Source organism: Streptomyces sp. NPDC001927, from assembly GCF_053594455.1.
On the sequence record NZ_JBSFEN010000004.1, the window covers coordinates 152,913 to 170,621 of the forward strand.

Annotated in this window: 15 protein-coding genes; 8 read left to right on the forward strand and 7 right to left on the reverse strand. The window is 71.1% G+C overall.

Features of this window, described 5'->3' with window-relative positions:
• Window positions 1–7 precede the first annotated feature (7 nt).
• Complete coding sequence (locus tag ACWCO8_RS11225; protein WP_451032035.1) at window positions 8–994, forward strand: ATP-binding protein; 987 nt, start codon at window positions 8–10, stop codon at window positions 992–994.
• A 25-nt stretch (window positions 995–1,019) separates the two neighbouring features.
• Here the strand turns inward: ACWCO8_RS11225 and ACWCO8_RS11230 are convergent, their stop codons facing one another.
• The gene (locus tag ACWCO8_RS11230; RefSeq protein ID WP_451032036.1) at window positions 1,020–2,420 is read right to left on the reverse strand and encodes a hypothetical protein; all 1,401 of its coding nucleotides are present in this window, start codon (window positions 2,418–2,420) and stop codon (window positions 1,020–1,022) included.
• A gap of 305 nt (window positions 2,421–2,725) precedes the next feature.
• Between ACWCO8_RS11230 and ACWCO8_RS11235 the strand changes: the two genes are divergently transcribed.
• The 6 genes from ACWCO8_RS11235 to ACWCO8_RS11260 all read left to right on the forward strand — a co-directional run bounded on the left by ACWCO8_RS11235 (window position 2,726) and on the right by ACWCO8_RS11260 (window position 10,808).
• The gene (locus tag ACWCO8_RS11235; RefSeq protein ID WP_451032037.1) at window positions 2,726–5,197 is read left to right on the forward strand and encodes a bifunctional SulP family inorganic anion transporter/carbonic anhydrase; all 2,472 of its coding nucleotides are present in this window, start codon (window positions 2,726–2,728) and stop codon (window positions 5,195–5,197) included.
• A 210-nt stretch (window positions 5,198–5,407) separates the two neighbouring features.
• On the forward strand, window positions 5,408–7,363 hold the full coding sequence (acs, locus tag ACWCO8_RS11240; protein WP_451032038.1) for an acetate--CoA ligase: 1,956 nt from the start codon (window positions 5,408–5,410) through the stop codon (window positions 7,361–7,363).
• A 200-nt stretch (window positions 7,364–7,563) separates the two neighbouring features.
• Entirely contained in the window at window positions 7,564–9,009 is a 1,446-nt protein-coding gene (gene nhaA / locus ACWCO8_RS11245; protein ID WP_451032039.1) for a Na+/H+ antiporter NhaA, read from the forward strand.
• Between the two features lie 37 nt (window positions 9,010–9,046).
• Complete coding sequence (locus ACWCO8_RS11250; protein WP_451032040.1) at window positions 9,047–9,544, forward strand: phage holin family protein; 498 nt, start codon at window positions 9,047–9,049, stop codon at window positions 9,542–9,544.
• The gene (locus tag ACWCO8_RS11255; protein WP_362005963.1) at window positions 9,541–10,485 is read left to right on the forward strand and encodes an alpha/beta fold hydrolase; all 945 of its coding nucleotides are present in this window, start codon (window positions 9,541–9,543) and stop codon (window positions 10,483–10,485) included. Before ACWCO8_RS11250 ends, ACWCO8_RS11255 begins: the two co-directional genes overlap by 4 nt.
• Window positions 10,486–10,619: 134 nt before the next feature.
• The gene (locus tag ACWCO8_RS11260) at window positions 10,620–10,808 is read left to right on the forward strand and encodes a hypothetical protein (RefSeq protein ID WP_362005960.1); all 189 of its coding nucleotides are present in this window, start codon (window positions 10,620–10,622) and stop codon (window positions 10,806–10,808) included.
• Window positions 10,809–10,844: 36 nt separating this feature from the next.
• On the opposite strand, the gene ACWCO8_RS11265 is transcribed toward ACWCO8_RS11260, so the two are convergent.
• The 3 genes from ACWCO8_RS11265 to nth all read right to left on the reverse strand — a co-directional run bounded on the left by ACWCO8_RS11265 (window position 10,845) and on the right by nth (window position 14,027).
• On the reverse strand, window positions 10,845–12,044 hold the full coding sequence (locus ACWCO8_RS11265; protein WP_451032041.1) for a MarP family serine protease: 1,200 nt from the start codon (window positions 12,042–12,044) through the stop codon (window positions 10,845–10,847).
• A gap of 69 nt (window positions 12,045–12,113) precedes the next feature.
• Window positions 12,114–12,800, reverse strand: coding sequence for an NUDIX hydrolase (locus ACWCO8_RS11270; RefSeq protein ID WP_451032387.1), 687 nt, complete (start codon window positions 12,798–12,800; stop codon window positions 12,114–12,116).
• Window positions 12,801–12,989: 189 nt separating this feature from the next.
• Window positions 12,990–14,027 carry an endonuclease III gene (gene nth / locus ACWCO8_RS11275; RefSeq protein ID WP_451032042.1) on the reverse strand — a complete coding sequence of 346 codons (1,038 nt, stop codon included), beginning with the start codon at window positions 14,025–14,027 and terminating at the stop codon, window positions 12,990–12,992.
• A gap of 184 nt (window positions 14,028–14,211) precedes the next feature.
• Between nth and ACWCO8_RS11280 the strand changes: the two genes are divergently transcribed.
• Window positions 14,212–14,886 carry a Crp/Fnr family transcriptional regulator gene (locus ACWCO8_RS11280; RefSeq protein ID WP_015034542.1) on the forward strand — a complete coding sequence of 225 codons (675 nt, stop codon included), beginning with the start codon at window positions 14,212–14,214 and terminating at the stop codon, window positions 14,884–14,886.
• Between the two features lie 70 nt (window positions 14,887–14,956).
• Here the strand turns inward: ACWCO8_RS11280 and ACWCO8_RS11285 are convergent, their stop codons facing one another.
• The 3 genes from ACWCO8_RS11285 to ACWCO8_RS11295 form a co-directional block, all read right to left on the reverse strand.
• A complete protein-coding gene (locus ACWCO8_RS11285) occupies window positions 14,957–15,844 on the reverse strand; it encodes a prohibitin family protein (protein WP_362005954.1) in 888 nt (295 codons plus the stop codon).
• Between the two features lie 104 nt (window positions 15,845–15,948).
• Window positions 15,949–16,779 carry an MBL fold metallo-hydrolase gene (locus ACWCO8_RS11290; protein ID WP_362005952.1) on the reverse strand — a complete coding sequence of 277 codons (831 nt, stop codon included), beginning with the start codon at window positions 16,777–16,779 and terminating at the stop codon, window positions 15,949–15,951.
• Window positions 16,776–17,660: an NUDIX hydrolase gene (locus ACWCO8_RS11295; RefSeq protein ID WP_451032043.1), complete on the reverse strand. Its 885-nt coding sequence runs from the start codon at window positions 17,658–17,660 to the stop codon at window positions 16,776–16,778. Before ACWCO8_RS11295 ends, ACWCO8_RS11290 begins: the two co-directional genes overlap by 4 nt.
• Window positions 17,661–17,709: the final 49 nt, after the last annotated feature.

Consider the following 17,709-nt stretch of genomic DNA (forward strand, 5'->3'; position numbering starts at 1 on the left):
CGTGAACATGAAGATCGCTTTCGTAGGGAAGGGCGGCAGCGGCAAGACCACGCTGTCCTCGCTCTTCATTCGCCACCTGGCCGCCAATGAAGCCGCCGTCGTCGCCGTGGACGCCGACATCAACCAGCATCTCGGGGCCGCGCTCGGCCTCGACGAGGCCCAGGCGGCCGCGCTGCCCGCGATGGGCGCACATCTGCCGATGATCAAGGAGTACCTGCGGGGCGACAACCCGCGGATCGCGTCGGCGGACTCGATGATCAAGACGACCCCGCCCGGCGAGGGTTCGCGCCTGCTGCGGGTGCGCGAGGACAACCCGGTCTACGACGCCTGCGCGCGGACCGTGCGCCTCGACGACGGCGACATCCGGCTGATGGCGACGGGCCCGTTCACCGAATCGGACCTGGGAGTGGCCTGCTACCACTCCAAGGTGGGCGCGGTGGAGCTGTGCCTGAACCACCTGGTCGACGGGGTGGACGAGTACGTGGTCGTCGACATGACGGCCGGCTCGGACTCCTTCGCCTCGGGGATGTTCACCCGCTTCGACATGACGTTCCTGGTCGCCGAGCCGACCCGCAAGGGCGTGTCGGTCTACCGCCAGTACAAGGAGTACGCGCGGGACTTCGGGGTCGCCCTCAAGGTCGTCGGCAACAAGGTGCAGGGCCAGGACGACGTGGACTTCCTGCGCGATGAGGTGGGCGACGACCTGCTGGTGACGGTGGGCCACTCGGACTGGGTGCGCGGGATGGAGAAGGGCCGCCCGGCCCGCTTCGAACTCCTGGAGGCGGACAACCGGATGGCGCTCCAGGCCCTCCAGAACGCGGCGGACGACTCGTACGCCCATCGCGACTGGGAGCGGTACACGCGCCAGATGGTCCACTTCCACCTGCGGAACGCGGAGAGTTGGGGCAACGCCAAGACCGGGGTTGACCTGGCGGCGCAGATCGACCCCGGTTTCGTACTCGGCGAGGAGCTGGCCGTCCCCCAGCCCAGCTGAGCGACGGCGCCCGAAGGCCGCGGGGTCAGTCCTGTCCGGGCTTCCTCAGAGGCTCGGACCCGGCCAGAGGCTCGGACCCGGCCAGCGGCTCCGACCCCTCCAGCGGCTCCGATCCCGCCAGGGGTGCCGACGGCTTCGCCGACGGGGCCAGCGGCTCCGACGGGGTCAGGGGCTGGGAGGCCAGGAAGGTCGCCCAGCCGCCCTGCGGGGCCTCGCCGACCTTCAGGGTCCGCATCTTCTCGATCACCGCCGGGTCCTGGGCGTCGAGCCAGTCCGCGAGCTGCCGGAAGGACACGCACTTCACGTCCTTCTGGACGCAGACGGTGGCGATGGTCTCCTCGATGGCGCGCATGTACGTGCCGCCGTTCCAGGACTCGAAGTGGTTGCCGATCACGACCGGCGCCCGGTTGCCGTGGTACGAGCGGTTGAAGGCCTGCACCAGGCCGTCCCGCATCTGGTTGCCCCAGTACGCGTGCTGGGACGGGTCGCCCTGGGTCCTGGTACCGGACTGGTTGACCATGAAGTTGTAGTCCATGGAGAGCGTCTGGAACGCGCGGCCGGGCATCGGGACCAGGTGCATCGACAGGTCCCACAGGCCGTGGTCCTTCTTGGGCCAGATCTGGTCGTTGACGCCACTGGTGTCGTAGCGGAAGCCCAGCTCGGCCGCGGCCTTCACGAAGTTGTCGCGGCCCTCCAGGCAGGGCGTGCGGGCGCCGACCAGTTCCTTGTCGTAGTCGAACGGCAGCGGCTGCTCGGTGGTCAGGCCGGAGTTCGTCTTCCAGTTCTTCACGAAGGACTTGGCCTGCTTGATCTCGCTCTTCCAGTCCTCGACCGACCAGGTGCCGACCCCGCTCTCGGGCCCGCAGAAGTGGCCGTTGAAGTGCGTGCCGACCTCGTTGCCCTCCTGCCACGCGCCGCGCAGTTCGCGGACGGTGGCGCGGATGCCCTCGGCGTCGTTGAAGCCGATGTCCGAGCGGCCGACCGCGTGGCCCGGCGGGTCGTAGAGCGTGCGCTTGTCCTCGGGCAGCAGGTACACGCCGCTGAGGAAGTAGGTCATGGTCGCGTCGTACTTCTTGCCCACCTCGCGGAAGTGGGAGAAGAGCTTCTGGCTGTCCTCGCCGGCGCCGTCCCAGGAGAACACCACGAACTGCGGGGGCTGCTGGCCCGGCTTCAGCTTCTCCCAGACGGGCTGGCGCGGCTGTGCACCGGTGAAGGCGGTGGAGCCGTCGCCGATCAGGCGCGGCGCGTTCGGCGCGGCGGCGGGGGCGGGCTTCTTCGCCCCGGGGGCGCCCTTCTCCTTCGGCGCCGACCCCGAGGGATCCGAGCAACCGGCGAGGCCGGTCATCAGGGCGACGGCGAGGGCGGCGGCGCCGAGTGCCCTCCTGCGGACAGTGCGGACAGTGGTCCTTCTTCCGGCGGCTGACATCCGCCCACCTCTCCTCGGTTCCGTACAGGGTGCGAGCGGCGTCAACGTCGCACCACGGAAGCCGGAACGATGAAACGACAAGCGGAACGGTGACCGACTGTCACTCCAACCGGTGAATCATTGCCCTGTTTGCCCCGAAAATAATGCCGCAGTCTTTACTCTCCATTACGATCCATTTACCGAGCGTTGATAGTCACCGTCGGCGCCCGGTCATCCCGCCACTGCACGCCGTGACCCACGGCCGCGACCCCCACGTTCGTCCCGCACGAGCCGCGACCGCGCAGCCCCGGAGAAGACGGGAACACATGACTCTCTGCCCACCCCTTCGCCGTACCCACGACCAGCGACCGCACAGCCCGCCGGGCGGCGGCCCCGCGCGGCGCTTCCGCATCGCCGGCGCCGACGTGTCCGCCTCGATCGCCGTCTTCCTGATCGCGCTGCCGCTCTCCCTCGGTATCGCGCTCGCCACCGGAGCCCCGCTCCAGGCCGGCCTGGTGGCCGCCGCCGTCGGCGGCATCGTCGCCGGCCGGTTCGGCGGGTCGCCGCTCCAGGTCAGCGGCCCCGCCGCCGGCCTCACGGTGGTCACCGCCGAACTGATCCAGCGCTACGGCTGGCGCACCACCTGCGCCATCACCGTCCTCGCCGGACTCGCCCAGATCGGCCTGTCCGCCCTGCGGGTGGCCCGCTCCGCCCTCGCGGTCTCCCCCGCGATCGTGCACGGCATGCTCGCCGGCATCGGTGTGACCATCGCCCTCGCGCAGCTCCACATCGTGCTCGGCGGCACCCCGCAGAGCTCCGCCGTGGACAACGCCCTCGGCCTGCCCGCCCAGTTGACCCATGTGCACCCGGCCGCGTTCGTGATCAGCGCCCTCACCGTGGGCCTGCTCCTGCTGTGGCCGCGCCTGCCCGGCCGTACGGGAAAGCTGCTGCGGAAGGTCCCGGCCGCCCTCGCCGCCGTGGCCGCCGCGACGGCCGTCGCCGCGCTCGCCGGGCTCGCCGTCCCGCGCGTGGACCTGCCGTCCTGGAGCAGCCACGCCCTGCCCGGGCTGCCGGAGGGCCCTGTCCTCGGCATCGCGGCGGGCGTCCTCACCATCACGCTGGTCACCAGCGTGCAGTCGCTGCTCTCGGCCGTCGCCGTGGACAAGCTGGTGGCCGCCCGCGCGGACCACGGCCACGGCGTGCCCCGGTCCCGGCTCGACCGCGAACTGGCCGGCCAGGGCGCCGCGAACGTCGTCTCGGGCGCCCTCGGCGGGCTCCCGGTCGCCGGAGTCGCCGTGCGCAGCGTCGCCAACGTCTCCGCGGGCGCCGTGAGCCGTAACTCCACGATGCTGCACGGCCTGTGGATCGTCCTGGCCGCGCTCTTCCTCGTGCCCGTCCTCGACCTGATCCCGCTGCCCGCGCTCGCCGCGCTCGTCATGGTCGTCGGGATCCAGATGGTCAGCATCACCCACATCCGCAGCGTCACCCGGCACCGCGAGGTCCTCGTGTACGCCGTGACGCTCAGCGGGGTCGTCCTCGTCGGGATCCTCGAGGGCGTCGCGCTCGGGATCGCGGTGGCCACCGGCGTCGCCATGCACCGCCTCACCAAGACCCGCATCACCCGCGAGGAGCGGGACGGCCGCCACCTGGTGCGCATCCGCGGACAGTTGACCTTCCTCGCCGTCCCCCGGCTGAGCCGGGCCCTGCACCAACTACCCCAAGGAGCTCGGGTGGTCGTCGAACTGGACGGGTCCTTCATGGACCACGCGGCGTACGAGACCCTGCACGACTGGCAGGCGAGCCAGGTGCGCCACGGCGGCGAGGTCGAGGTGACCGGCCCGTCCGGCGCCCGGATCGCCGAGCCCGACACGACCTCCCACGCCTGCTGCCGCCCCTGGACCCCCTGGCGCAACCACTGCGGCGAGCACCACCACCCCACCGAGGAGACCCACCGGACGACGGGCCGGCGACCGACGGCCGACCACCGGCCCAAGCCGGGCCACCGGCCGGCGACCGCGCACCAACTGGCGAGCGGCATCGGCAAGTTCCAGCGCAACACCGCGCCGCTGGTGCGCGACGAGCTCGCCCGCCTGGCCCGCGAGGGTCAGCGCCCCTCGCAGCTCTTCCTCACCTGCGCCGACTCCCGCCTGGTGACGAGCATGATCACTTCCAGCGGTCCCGGCGACCTCTTCACCGTACGGAACGTGGGCAATCTCGTTCCGCTGCCCGGCGAGGAGAGCGGCGACGACTCGGTGGCGGCCGCGATCGAGTACGCGGTGGAGGTGCTGCGGGTCCAGTCGATCACCGTCTGCGGACACTCCGGCTGCGGCGCCATGCAGGCCCTCATGAACAGTGCGCCGGACGCCCCGCAGACCCCGCTGCGGCGCTGGCTGCGCCACGGGACGCCCAGCCTGGAACGGATGGCCAGCCGCAGCCACGCCTGGGCCCGCATCTCGGGGCGGCTGCCGGCCGACGCGGTGGAGCAGCTCTGTCTGACCAATGTGGTCCAGCAGTTGGAGCACCTGCGGGCGTACGAGTCGGTGGCGCGGCGGCTCGCCGAGGGCACGCTGACGCTGCACGGGATGTACTTCCACGTCGGCGAGGCCCAGGCGTACCTGCTGGCCGAACCGGACGAGCAGCACCGCTACGAGGACGTCTTCGACCAGGTCGCGCCTTCGGGGCCGACCGAGGACCGGCTCACGTCCTCGGGGCCGACGGAAGACCCGCTCGCGCCCGCAGGGCAGGCGTCGGAGCCGGCCGGGCGGACGCAGGACCTGACAGAGGCCCGCGCGTCCTGAACCGTCCCGCCCGCGCGTCCGTGAGACTGGGTGGCCCCTTCGTCCTACCGCTCGGGACGGAGGGGCCACCGCGCATCCCGCCACCGCGCACCCCGTCGACTCACAGGTCTAAACCAATTGCCTGGAGGCTCTTGTCACCCGGCCCTCTGACTGATGAGCTATGACGCGGGACACATAGGCACATAGGACGCCCTGGGAAAGGGAGATGTCGTGAGCAACGAAAGCCTGGCCAACCTGCTCAAGGAGGAGCGGCGGTTCGCGCCGCCCGCCGAGCTGGCCGCGCACGCCAACGTGACGGCGGAGGCCTACGAGCAGGCCGCGGCGGACAGGCTTGGCTTCTGGGCCGAGCAGGCGAAGCGCCTCACCTGGGCCACCGAGCCGACCGAGACCCTCGACTGGTCGAACCCGCCGTTCGCCAAGTGGTTCGCCGACGGCGCGCTCAACGTGGCGTACAACTGCGTGGACCGCCATGTCGAGGCCGGCAACGGCGACCGGGTCGCCATCCACTTCGAGGGCGAGCCCGGCGACGGACGCACCCTCACCTACGCCCAGCTCAAGGACGAGGTCTCGCAGGCGGCCAACGCCCTGACCGAGCTGGGCGTCACCGCGGGCGACCGGGTCGCGATCTACCTGCCGATGATCCCCGAGGCCGTCGTCTCCATGCTGGCCTGCGCCCGCATCGGCGCCGCGCACTCCGTGGTCTTCGGCGGCTTCTCGGCCGACGCCATCGCCACCCGGGTCGAGGACGCCGACGCCAAGCTGGTGATCACCGCCGACGGCGGCTACCGCCGCGGCAAGCCGAGCGCCCTGAAGCCCGCCGTCGACGAGGCCCTCACCCGTACCGACAAGGTGACCGACGTCCTCGTCGTCCGCCGTACGGGCCAGGACGTCGCCTGGACCGAGGGCCGGGACGTGTGGTGGCACGACATCGTCGGCCGCCAGTCCACGGAGCACACCCCCGAGGCGTTCCCGGCCGAGCACCCGCTCTTCATCCTCTACACCTCCGGGACGACGGGTAAGCCCAAGGGCATCCTGCACACCTCCGGCGGCTACCTGACCCAGGCGGCCTACACCCACCACGCCGTCTTCGACCTCAAGCCGGAGACCGACGTCTACTGGTGCACCGCCGACATCGGCTGGGTCACCGGGCACTCGTACATCACGTACGGCCCGCTGGCCAACGGCGCGACGCAGGTCATGTACGAGGGCACCCCGGACACCCCGCACCAGGGCCGGTTCTGGGAGATCGTCCAGAAGTACGGCGTCACGATCCTCTACACGGCACCCACCGCGATCCGTACGTTCATGAAGTGGGGCGACGACATCCCCGCCAAGTTCGACCTGTCGAGCCTGCGCGTGCTCGGCTCGGTCGGCGAGCCGATCAACCCCGAGGCGTGGGTCTGGTACCGCGAGCACATCGGCGCCGGGAAGACCCCGATCGTGGACACCTGGTGGCAGACCGAGACCGGCGCGATGATGATCTCGCCGCTGCCCGGCGTCACCGAGACCAAGCCGGGCTCCGCCCAGCGCCCGCTCCCCGGCATCTCCGCGACCGTCGTCGACGACGACGCCAACGAGGTCCCGAACGGGGGCGGCGGCTACCTGGTCCTGACCGAGCCGTGGCCGTCGATGCTCCGCACGATCTGGGGCGACGACCAGCGGTTCCTCGACACGTACTGGTCGCGCTTCGAGGGCAAGTACTTCGCCGGCGACGGCGCGAAGAAGGACGAGGACGGCGACATCTGGCTGCTCGGCCGGGTCGACGACGTCATGCTCGTCTCCGGGCACAACATCTCCACCACCGAGGTCGAGTCGGCGCTCGTCTCGCACCCGTCCGTCGCCGAGGCGGCGGTCGTCGGCGCGGCCGACGAGACGACCGGTCAGGCGATCGTGGCCTTCGTGATCCTGCGCGGTACGGCGAGCGAGGACGAGGGCCTCGTCGCGGAGCTGCGCAACCACGTCGGTACGACGCTCGGCCCGATCGCGAAGCCGAAGCGGATCCTGCCGGTGGCCGAGCTGCCGAAGACCCGGTCCGGCAAGATCATGCGGCGGCTGCTGCGGGACGTGGCGGAGAACCGGGAGCTCGGCGATGTGACGACGCTCACCGATTCGTCCGTCATGGACCTCATCCAGACGAAGCTGCCGAGCGCGGCCAGCGAGGACTGAGCCTCCACAACTCAGGCTCCGGAAAGGGCGCCCGCTCCAGGTCACCTGGAGTGGGCGCCCTTTTTGTCCATAACGAGCCGGAATACCGACTTCTACTTAAAGTGAAGATCACCGGACACAACCCCCGCTCGTTAGGTAAAGTAAAGATCGCGTCAGAGACGCGACAGAAAAACCTAGGTGCGCCGGGAAGTCTGGTCGGCATGTGCTTCGCCCTGCCTACCGACCGGAGGTCGCCCACCGTGCCCGCGCCCGCACCCACCCCCACCGACCGTAAGTTCCTCGGCCGCCTGTCGCTGCCCGAGCGACGGTTCGTGGCCGACGCACTGCGCGCCGAGACCGTCGGTGGTGTGCTCCTGCTCGTGGCCGCCGTCGCCGCCATCGTCTGGGCGAACACCGGCCTCAGCGAAAGCTACGAAACGGTACGGAACTACCACATAGGCCCGGCCGCGCTCGGCCTGGACCTCTCGATCCAGCACTGGGCGGCCGACGGCCTCCTCGCGATCTTCTTCTTCGTCGCCGGTATCGAGCTCAAGCGTGAGCTGGTCGCGGGCGAGCTGCGCGACCGCAAGGCCGCCGCGCTCCCCGTCATCGCCGCCATCTGCGGCATGGCGGTACCGGCCCTCGTCTACATGCTGACCAACGTCATCGGCGGCGGCTCCACGCAGGGCTGGGCCGTGCCCACGGCCACGGACATCGCGTTCGCCCTCGCGGTCCTCGCCGTCATCGGCACCTCGCTGCCTTCGGCGCTCCGCGCGTTCCTGCTCACGCTCGCCGTCGTCGACGACCTCTTCGCGATCCTGATCATCGCCGTCTTCTTCACCAGCGACCTGAACTTCGCAGCGCTCGGCGGCGCCTTCATCGGCCTCGGCGTCTTCTGGCTGCTCCTGCGCAAGGGCGTCCGCGGTTGGTACATCTACGTCCCGCTCGCCCTGGTCATCTGGGGCCTGATGTACAACAGCGGCATTCACGCCACCATCGCCGGTGTCGCGATGGGCCTGATGCTGCGCTGCACCAAGCACGAGGGCGAGGAGAACTCCCCCGGCGAGCACATCGAGCACCTGGTCCGGCCGATCTCCGCGGGCATCGCGGTGCCGCTGTTCGCGCTGTTCTCGGCGGGCGTCACCATCACCGGCAAGACCCTCTCCGAGGTCTCCACCAACCCCGTCACCCTCGGTGTGATCCTCGGGCTCGTCGTCGGCAAGACCGTCGGCATCTTCGGCGGCACCTGGCTCGCGGCCCGCTTCACCAAGGCGGAGCTCAACAGCGACCTGGCCTGGCCGGACGTCTTCGCCGTCGCCTCCCTCGCCGGCATCGGCTTCACCGTCTCGCTCCTCATCGGCGAGCTGGCCTTCGAGGGCGACGCGGCGCTGACCGAGGAGGTCAAGGCCGCCGTCCTGATCGGCTCGCTCACGGCAGCCGTCCTCGCCACGATTCTGCTCAAGCTGCGCGTCCGCAAGTACGAGGCGCTGATGGCGGAGGAGGAGCGCGACGAGGACGAGGACGGCATCCCGGACATCTACGAGCAGGACAACCCCGAATACCACCTCCGGATGGCCGCGATCTACGAGCGGAAGGCCGCCGAGCACCGGCAGCTCGCACAACTGGCGGCGGGGGCATCGAGCGACGACGGCGACAGTCCGGCATGATCTGAGGTCGGACCGTAGAAGAGAAGAGGGAGCAGCGATGAGCGACCCGGTCAACGGAGCCGAGCGCAGCCTCGGTCAGCTGGTCGCCTCGGCGACCGCCGAGATGTCCGCGCTGGTGCACGACGAGATCGCCCTTGCCAAGGCGGAGATCCGGCAGGACGTCAAGCGGGGCGTCATCGGCGGCGCGGCCGGAGCGACGGCCGCCACGGTGTTCCTCTTCTCGCTGCCGATGCTGAGCTTCGCGCTCGCGTACGGCATCAACACGTGGACCGGCGGCCACAACGGCGACGGCGGGTGGAACCTCGCCTGGTGCTTCCTGCTCTCCTTCGCGGCGAACGTGCTGCTCGCGGGGCTGCTCGGGCTGATCGCGTACGCCAAGTTCAAGAAGGTCAAGCCGCCGGAGAAGTCCATCGCCTCGGCCAAGCAGACCGCCGCGATCCTGCAGAACGCCAAGCCGCACCCCCGCCCCGAACAGGTGGCGCTGCCCGCCGCGGTCCAGGAGAAGGTCGCGGCTGTGGGACGCTCGTCCACATGACCGTCCCTGAGAGCAGCAACGGCAGCGGCCCCGTCGGCAGCCCCGTCCGGATCGACGGTCCGTGGACCCACCGCGATGTGGCCGCCAACGGTGCGCGCTTCCACATCGCCGAGATGGGCGACGGACCGCTGGTCCTGCTGCTGCACGGCTTCCCGCAGTTCTGGTGGACCTGGCGCCACCAGCTGCCCGCTCTCGCCGACGCCGGCTTCCGGGCCGTGGCCATGGACCTGCGGGGCGTCGGCGGCAGCGACCGTACGCCCCGGGGTTACGACCCCGCCAACCTGGCGCTCGACATCACCGGCGTCATCCGCTCCCTCGGCGAGCCGGACGCGGCCCTGGTCGGCCACGACCTGGGCGGCTACCTCGCCTGGACGGCGGCGGTCATGCGGCCGAAGCTGGTGCGCCGGCTCGCGGTCTCCTCGATGCCGCACCCGCGCCGCTGGCGCTCGGCGATGCTGTCGGACTTCTCGCAGTCCCGCGCCGGATCGTACGTGTGGGGCTTCCAGCGCCCGTGGCTGCCGGAGCGTCAGCTCGTCGCGGACGAGGCGGCCCTGGTGGGGCGGCTGATCGAGGACTGGTCGGGCCCCGGCCTGCCGGACGAGGAGGCGGTCGCGGTGTACCGGCGGGCGATCTGCATCCCGTCGACGGCGCACTGCTCGATCGAGCCGTACCGGTGGATGGTGCGGTCCCTGGCCCGCCCGGACGGCATCCAGTTCAACCGGCGCATGAAGCGCCCTGTGCGGGTGCCCACGCTGCATCTGCACGGCTCGATGGACCCGGTGATGCGGACGCGCAGCGCGGCCGGCTCCGGCCAGTACGTGGAGGCGCCGTACCGCTGGCGGCTCTTCGACGGCCTCGGGCACTTCCCCCACGAGGAGGACCCGGTGGCGTTCTCCACGGAGCTCATCAACTGGCTCAAGGACCCCGAGCCCGACCGCTGACGCCCCGGCTGACACACCGTCGGCCACACCGTCGGCGTACTTCCGTTCTACGAACGGCCATGTGCCCGGCGCATACTCCAATTGGCGGCCCCCGGGGCGGTTACCGACCTTGGGCCACGGGCAGACGTCGGGGTATGGGCTGGACGCACGACTTCGGTGACACAGCACGCAACCGCCGCTCGGCCGCTGGGCCGGGCTCCCACGAGAGGAGCGGCCCACAGGAACAGGGCCGTTCGCATCCCGTGCAGGAAATCGGGATCCCGCGCATCCTGCGCCGCCGGGCCCGCTGGGTCTCGGCGCGGCTCAGGCACACCCGGGACTGAGCCCGGGCGTACCCTCCGTCCTTCTCGCCACGACGCCTACAGCGCGCATCCCTGGCTGTCGACCTGCTGGGTCGCCGAGCGGCCCTGGACGATGTCCTCGCGGATCTCGTCGACCGTCAGGGCGTAGCCGGTGTTCTTGTCGTCGAGGGAGCGGGCGAAGATCACCCCGGACACCTTGCCGTCCTCGGTGAGCAGCGGGCCGCCGGAGTTGCCCTGACGGACCGTCGCGTACAGGGAGTACACGTCCCTGCGCACCTCACCGCGGTGGTAGATGTCCGGGCCCTGGGCGTTGATACGGCCCCGGACGCGCGCCGAGCGGACGTCGTACGAGCCGTTCTCCGGGAAGCCCGCGACGATCGCGCTGTCGCCGCTGCGGGCGTCCTTCTCGGTGAACTGGAGCGGCTTGACGTTCAGGTTCGGCACGTCCAGTACGGCGATGTCGCGCTGCCAGTCGTAGAGGACGACCTTCGCGTCGTACAGCTTGCCCTCGCCGCCGATCTGGACGGTCGGCTCGTCGACGCCGCCGACCACGTGGGCGTTGGTCATGACCCGGCGCTCGTCGAAGACGAAGCCGGTGCCTTCGAGGACCTTGCCGCAACTCGGGGCCGTACCGACGACCTTGACGATGGCCCGCTTGGCCTCGGCGGCGACCGGGCTGCCGGCGAGCGCCGGGTCCGGCGGGCGGACCGCGGTGATGGGCTCGTTGGCGAACGGGCTGAAGACCTGCGGGAAGCCGTTCTGGGCGAGCGTCGAGGTGAAGTTGGTGAACCAGGTGGACGCCTGATCGGGCATCACCTGCTCCACGCCGAGCAGCACCTTGGAGCTGCGGACCTCCTTGCCCAGTGTGGGCATCGAGGTGCCGGCGAGGGCGGAGCCGAGCAGCCAGGCCACGAGGAGCATGGCGACCACGTTGACGAGCGCGCCGCCGGTGGCGTCCAGGGCGCGCGCCGGTGACCAGACGATGTGGCGGCGCAGCTTGTTCCCCAGGTGGGTGGTGAAGGCCTGGCCGACCGAGGCGCAGACGATCACCACGACCACGAAGACGACGGTCGCCGTGGTCGAGACCTCGGAGTTGTCCGTCAGCTGGTCCCAGATGATCGGGAGCAGCAGGACGGCGACGAGGCCGCCGCCGAGGAAGCCGATGACCGACAGGATGCCGACCACGAAGCCCTGGCGGTAGCCGATGATCGCGAACCATACGGCGGCGAGCAGCAGCAGGATGTCCAGCACGTTCACCGTCAATAGCCTCGCAGTTTCGTCTTCGGTCGCCCCGGCCCCGGGTCGGTCCGTTCCTGGGTCAGCCTGTCATGAGCGCCAGTCGAGCGGGACCTGCTTCGCCCGGTCCCACGGTCGCTCCCAGCCGGCGAAGTACAGGAGCCGGTCGATCACACCGGCCGTAAAACCCCAGACCAGGGCAGATGCGACGAGGAATGCGGGGCCCGCGTGGCCGCTGGGGTGGACGGCGGTGGCGCGGTTGGCGGGGTCCGTGAGATCCGCCACGGGCACGGTGAAGACCCGGGCGGTCTCGGCGGGGTCGACGACCCCGACCGGGCTGGGGGTGCGCCACCAGCCGAGGACCGGGGTGACGACGAAGCCGCTGACCGGGATGTAGAGCTGGGGCAGGACGCCGAAGAGCTGGACGCCGGAGGGGTCGAGTCCGGTCTCCTCCTCGGCCTCGCGCAGGGCGGCCCGCAGCAGGCCTCCGTCGGCCGGGTCGCCGTCCTCGGGGTCCAGGGCGCCGCCGGGGAAGGAGGGCTGGCCGGCGTGCGAGCGGAGCGAGCCCGAGCGCTCCATGAGCAGCAGCTCGGGGCCGCGCTCCCCCTCGCCGAAGAGGATGAGGACGGCGGACTGCCGTCCTGCGCCGCTCGCGGGCGGCAGGAAGCGGCTGAGCTGCTCGGGCTGGACGCCGCGCGCGGCCCGGTCGACGGGGGCGAGCCAGTCGGGCAGCCCGTCCCGGCGCACGAGCCCGCCACTGCCGACACCGCGCGGCATACCGTCGGCCGCCGGCGCCGACGTCCGCGTCGGTGTCGCCGCAGGCAGCGGCCCGTTCGTGGTCCCGCTTTCCCGTTCCGTGGCTGCTTCCGTCTCCCGGTCCGTCTCTTCGTCCGTGCGCGTCATAGGCAGGCACCCCCGTGATTCACAACGCGATCCGTGCGTGGGTTCGTTCCCCCGGGCCAGGGCTCACTCGGCCCCCGGCGCCACTCCCGGGGCGGGGGTGGCCGGGCGGCCGGGGTAGTCCGGCGGCGGGTTGAGGCGCTGGCCCGGATAGCCGCCCTTCTCGTACTTCAGGAGCTTCTTGGCCTTCTCCGGGTCGGTCTCGCCCTCTCCGTACGCCGGGCAGAGCGGGGCGATCGGGCAGGCGCCGCAGGCGGGCTTGCGGGCGTGGCAGATGCGCCTGCCGTGGAAGATCACCCGGTGCGAGAGCATCGTCCACTCGCTCTTCGGGAAGATCTCCGCGACCTCGGCCTCGATCTTGACCGGGTCGTCGCTCTCGGTCCACTTCCAGCGGCGGGCGAGGCGCATGAAGTGGGTGTCGACGGTGATCCCGGGCACCCCGAAGGCGTTGCCGAGGACGACGAAGGCGGTCTTGCGGCCCACGCCCGGCAGCTTGACCAGGTCGTCGAGGCGGCCGGGGACCTCGCCGCCGAAGTCGTCCCTGAGGGCGGCCGCGAGGCCCATGATCGACTTGGTCTTGGCGCGGAAGAACCCGGTGGGCCGGATCAGCTCCTCGACCTCCTCCGGGACGGCGGCCGCCAGGTCCTCGGGCGTCGGGTAGGCGGCGAAGAGCGCGGGGGTGGTCTGGTTGACCCGCAGGTCGGTGGTCTGGGCGGAGAGGACCGTGGCGACGAGCAGCTCGAAGGGGTTCCGGAAGTCCAGTTCGGGGTGGGCGTACGGAAAGACCTCGGCCAGCTCCCGGTTGATCTTCCGGGCCCTGCGGACCATCCCGAGCCGGGATTCCGCTTTCGCCGCCTTGGGAGTGGTCTTGGGGGTGGTCTTGGGGTCGGTCTTCGCACTCGCCTTCGGGCCCGCCTCGGGGCTCGTCCTCGCCGCGGTTTTCGCCGTCTTCGGCGCGGGCTTCGCGGTCTTCTGGGCAGCCTTCGCCGTACGTTTCGCGGCATTTGTCCGCTTCGGCGCACCCTGTTCGCCCACAGCGGAATTACCCTTCGCGGACACTCTTCCAGCCCCCTTGGCCTGCGCTCTCACCGGCGAGTTGGACACCCGGCCAGCCTAAGGGCCGACACTGACATCCGCCCCGGGCACGGCCGATGAGGACCCAATCGGGGCCCTGACGTACGGACGGGCGGTTCGGTACGTCAAACTTGTTGTGATTGATCGCACTGTTTTGTGCGTCCGGCATCATGGGATCAAGGTCCCCTGAGCAGGTCGACATAGGAGAGAACTCGTGGACGACGTTCTGCGGCGCGCCCCGCTCTTCGCGGCGCTCGATGACGAGCAGGCCGCGGAGCTGCGCGCCTCGATGAGTGAAGCGACGCTCGCCCGTGGCGACGCGCTGTTCCACGAGGGAGACCCCGGCGACCGCCTGTACGTGGTCACCGAGGGCAAGGTGAAGCTGCACCGCACCTCGCCCGACGGCCGCGAGAACATGCTGGCCGTCCTCGGCCCCGGCGAGCTGATCGGTGAGCTCTCGCTCTTCGACCCGGGCCCGCGCACCGCCACCGCGACCGCGCTGACCGAGGTCAAGCTGCTCGGCCTCGGCCACGGCGACCTCCAGCCCTGGCTGAACGCCCGCCCCGAGGTGGCCACCGCGCTGCTGCGCGCGGTCGCCCGCCGGCTGCGCAAGACCAACGACCAGATGTCCGACCTGGTCTTCTCCGACGTGCCGGGCCGTGTCGCCCGCGCGCTCCTCGACCTGTCGCGCCGCTTCGGCGTGCAGTCGGAGGAGGGCATCCACGTCGTCCACGACCTCACCCAGGAGGAGCTGGCCCAGCTGGTCGGCGCCTCCCGCGAGACGGTCAACAAGGCCCTCGCGGACTTCGCCCAGCGCGGCTGGCTGCGCCTGGAGGCCCGCGCCGTGATCCTGCTGGACGTGGAGCGCCTCGCGAAGCGCTCGCGCTGAGCACCGCACCGTAACGAGGAAGGCCGCCCGGTCGACGACCGGGCGGCCTTCCTCGTACGCGTACCGACGACTACCGCTTCGAACCGTCCACGATCACCGGGGTCCCCGTGCCGCCGCTGCCGCACGGAACCGCGTACACCGGGTTCTTCGCGGCGGCCTCCTTGTAGGCCTCGATGCACTGGTTCGCCAGGACCTTGTCGGTCAGCGAGTCGTTGAGGATCTTGTTGGCGCGGGCGATGCCCTCGGCCTCGATGCGGCGCCGGTCGGACTCGGCCTTGGCCGTGCGGGCCGCCTCGGTGGCACGCTCGGTCGCCTGCTGCTGCTGGATCTTGCGGTCGATCTGGGTCTGCAGGGCAGCCGAGGGCTTCACGTTGCGCAGGTTGACGGCGGTGACGTCGATGCCGCGCGGGGCGAGGCGCTCCTTGATGAGCGTGCCGATCTCGGCGTTGATCTTCTCGCGGTCGCTCGCGTAGCCCTGCTCGCTCGTGTAGCGGGCGAAGACGTTGCGGACGATCTCCCGGCTGTCCGGGTAGACGAGCCGCGTCTGGATGGACTCCTCGCTGCCCGCGAGCCGGTACAGCTCGACGGCCTTGGTGGGCGTGACCGCCCACTTCACGGTCACCTCGACCTCCATGACGCCACCCTGCGAGGAGCGGACCTCGACGACGTCCTTGTCGGAGAGGTTGAGGTCGACCGGGCGGGTCGAGAAGGTCGTGACGTCCGTGAACGGCGACTTGACGTGCATGCCCGAGGTCATCGGCTGGCCCACCTTGCCGAAGGCGACCGGGACACCGACCTCGTACGCGCTGACGACGTACGTCATGGAGGCGATCAGCGAGAAGGCGCCGGCGAGGACCGCTCCGAGCGCGCCGAGCTTCAGCCCCTTCGATCCGTTGGACCTACTGACGAAGAAGAGCACGACCGCCGCGACGAGCAGCAGAATCGATATGACGAACACGGGCTTTCCCCCCGAGAGCTACGACCACAAGTAAACGGAGCGTAAAGCACGCGCCGTGCGCCGCGCGCCCCCGGGTGGGAAGTGGTGGGGAGGTGGTGCGAGGGTCAGATCAGGCCGTGCTCCCGCAGGTACTCCAGCTGCGCCCGGACGGAGAGTTCGGCGGCCGGCCACAGCGAGCGGTCCACGTCCGCGTACACATGGGCGACGACCTCCGACGGCGTCTTGTGGCCGTTCTCGACCGCCGTCTCCACCTGCGCGAGCCGGCCCGCGCGGTGCGCCAGGTAGAACTCCACCGCGCCCTGGGCGTCCTCCAGGACCGGCCCGTGGCCCGGCAGCACGGTGTGGACCCCGTCGTCGACGGTGAGCGAGCGCAGCCGGCGCAGCGAGTCCAGATAGTCGCCGAGCCGCCCGTCGGGGTGGGCGACGATCGTCGTGCCACGCCCCAGGATCGTGTCGCCCGTCAGGACGGCCCGGTCGGCGGGGAGATGGAACGAGAGCGAGTCCGAGGTGTGGCCCGGCGTCGGCACCACCCGCAGCTCCAGGCCGCCGACCGTGATGACATCCCCCGCGCCCAGACCCTCGTCACCGAGGCGCAGCGCCGGGTCCAGGGCCCGTACCCGGGTCCCGGTCAGCTCGGCGAACCGGCCTGCGCCCTCGGCGTGGTCGGGGTGGCCGTGGGTGAGGAGGGTGAGCGCGACGCGCTTGCCCAGCTTCTCGGCGGTGGCGACGACGTTGCGGAGGTGGCCGTCGTCGAGCGGGCCGGGGTCGATGACGACGGCCAGGTCGGAGTCGGGCTCGGAGACGATCCAGGTGTTGGTGCCGTCCAGGGTCATCGCGGACGGATTCGGCGCGAGGACGTTGACGGTCCGGGCGGTCGCGGGCCCGGAGACGACCGCGCCCCGGGGCTGCCCGGGCAGCGAACCGGCGGCGGTCATCGCCCGCCCCCGTGCGCCGCGTCCCCACCCGTCGGGATGTGCTTGGTGAACTCGTCGTGGCCCGGCCAGCTCAGGATCAGCTCGTCGCCTTCGAGACGCGCCTGCGCCAGTACGGGGGTCAGGTCCTGGTCCTCGGCCGCGGCCAGCGCCTCCGCGGCCGTACCGAAGCGCTCCAGGCCCCGCAGGGTGGAGATCGTCGGCGGCATCATCGTCAGCTCGCCCCGGTCGTAGCCGGCCGCCCCCTCCGCCGGGCGGATCCAGACCGTGCGGTCCGCCTCGGTCGAGACGTCGCGGGTGCGCTGACCGGCCGGAAGGACGGCCACGAAGAACCAGGTGTCGTACCGCCGGGACTCGAACTCCGGCGTGATCCACCGCGCCCACGCGCCGAGCAGGTCCGAGCGCAGCACGAGCCCGCGCCGGTCGAGGAAGTCGGCGAAGGACAGCTCGCGGGCGACCAGCGCCTCCCGGTCCTTCTCCCAGTCCTCCCCCGTCGTGTCGTCGACCACGGAGTCGGCGGTCCCGCCGGCGAGCAGCACGCCCGCCTCCTCGAAGGTCTCGCGCACGGCCGCGCAGACGATCGCCTGCGCCTCCTGCGTACCCGGGACGCCGAGTCGCTCGGCCCAGCTCTCCAAGGAGGGCCCGGCCCAGCGCACCGGGTGCTCGTCACGCGGATCGACACCGCCGCCGGGATACGCGTACGCACCGCCCGCGAAGGCCATGGAGGTGCGTCGCCGCAGCATGTGGACGTGCGGCCCCTCGGCGGCGTCGCGCAGCAGCAGGACGGTCGCCGCCCGCCTGGGGGCCGCGGGCGTGAGCTCGCCCGCCGCCAGGGCGCGGATGCGGTCGGGCCATTCCGGGGGGTACCACTGACCATTCGGCATGGCCGGATGGTATGCGCAACTACCGTGATGCACGAGAGCCGATTCCCCC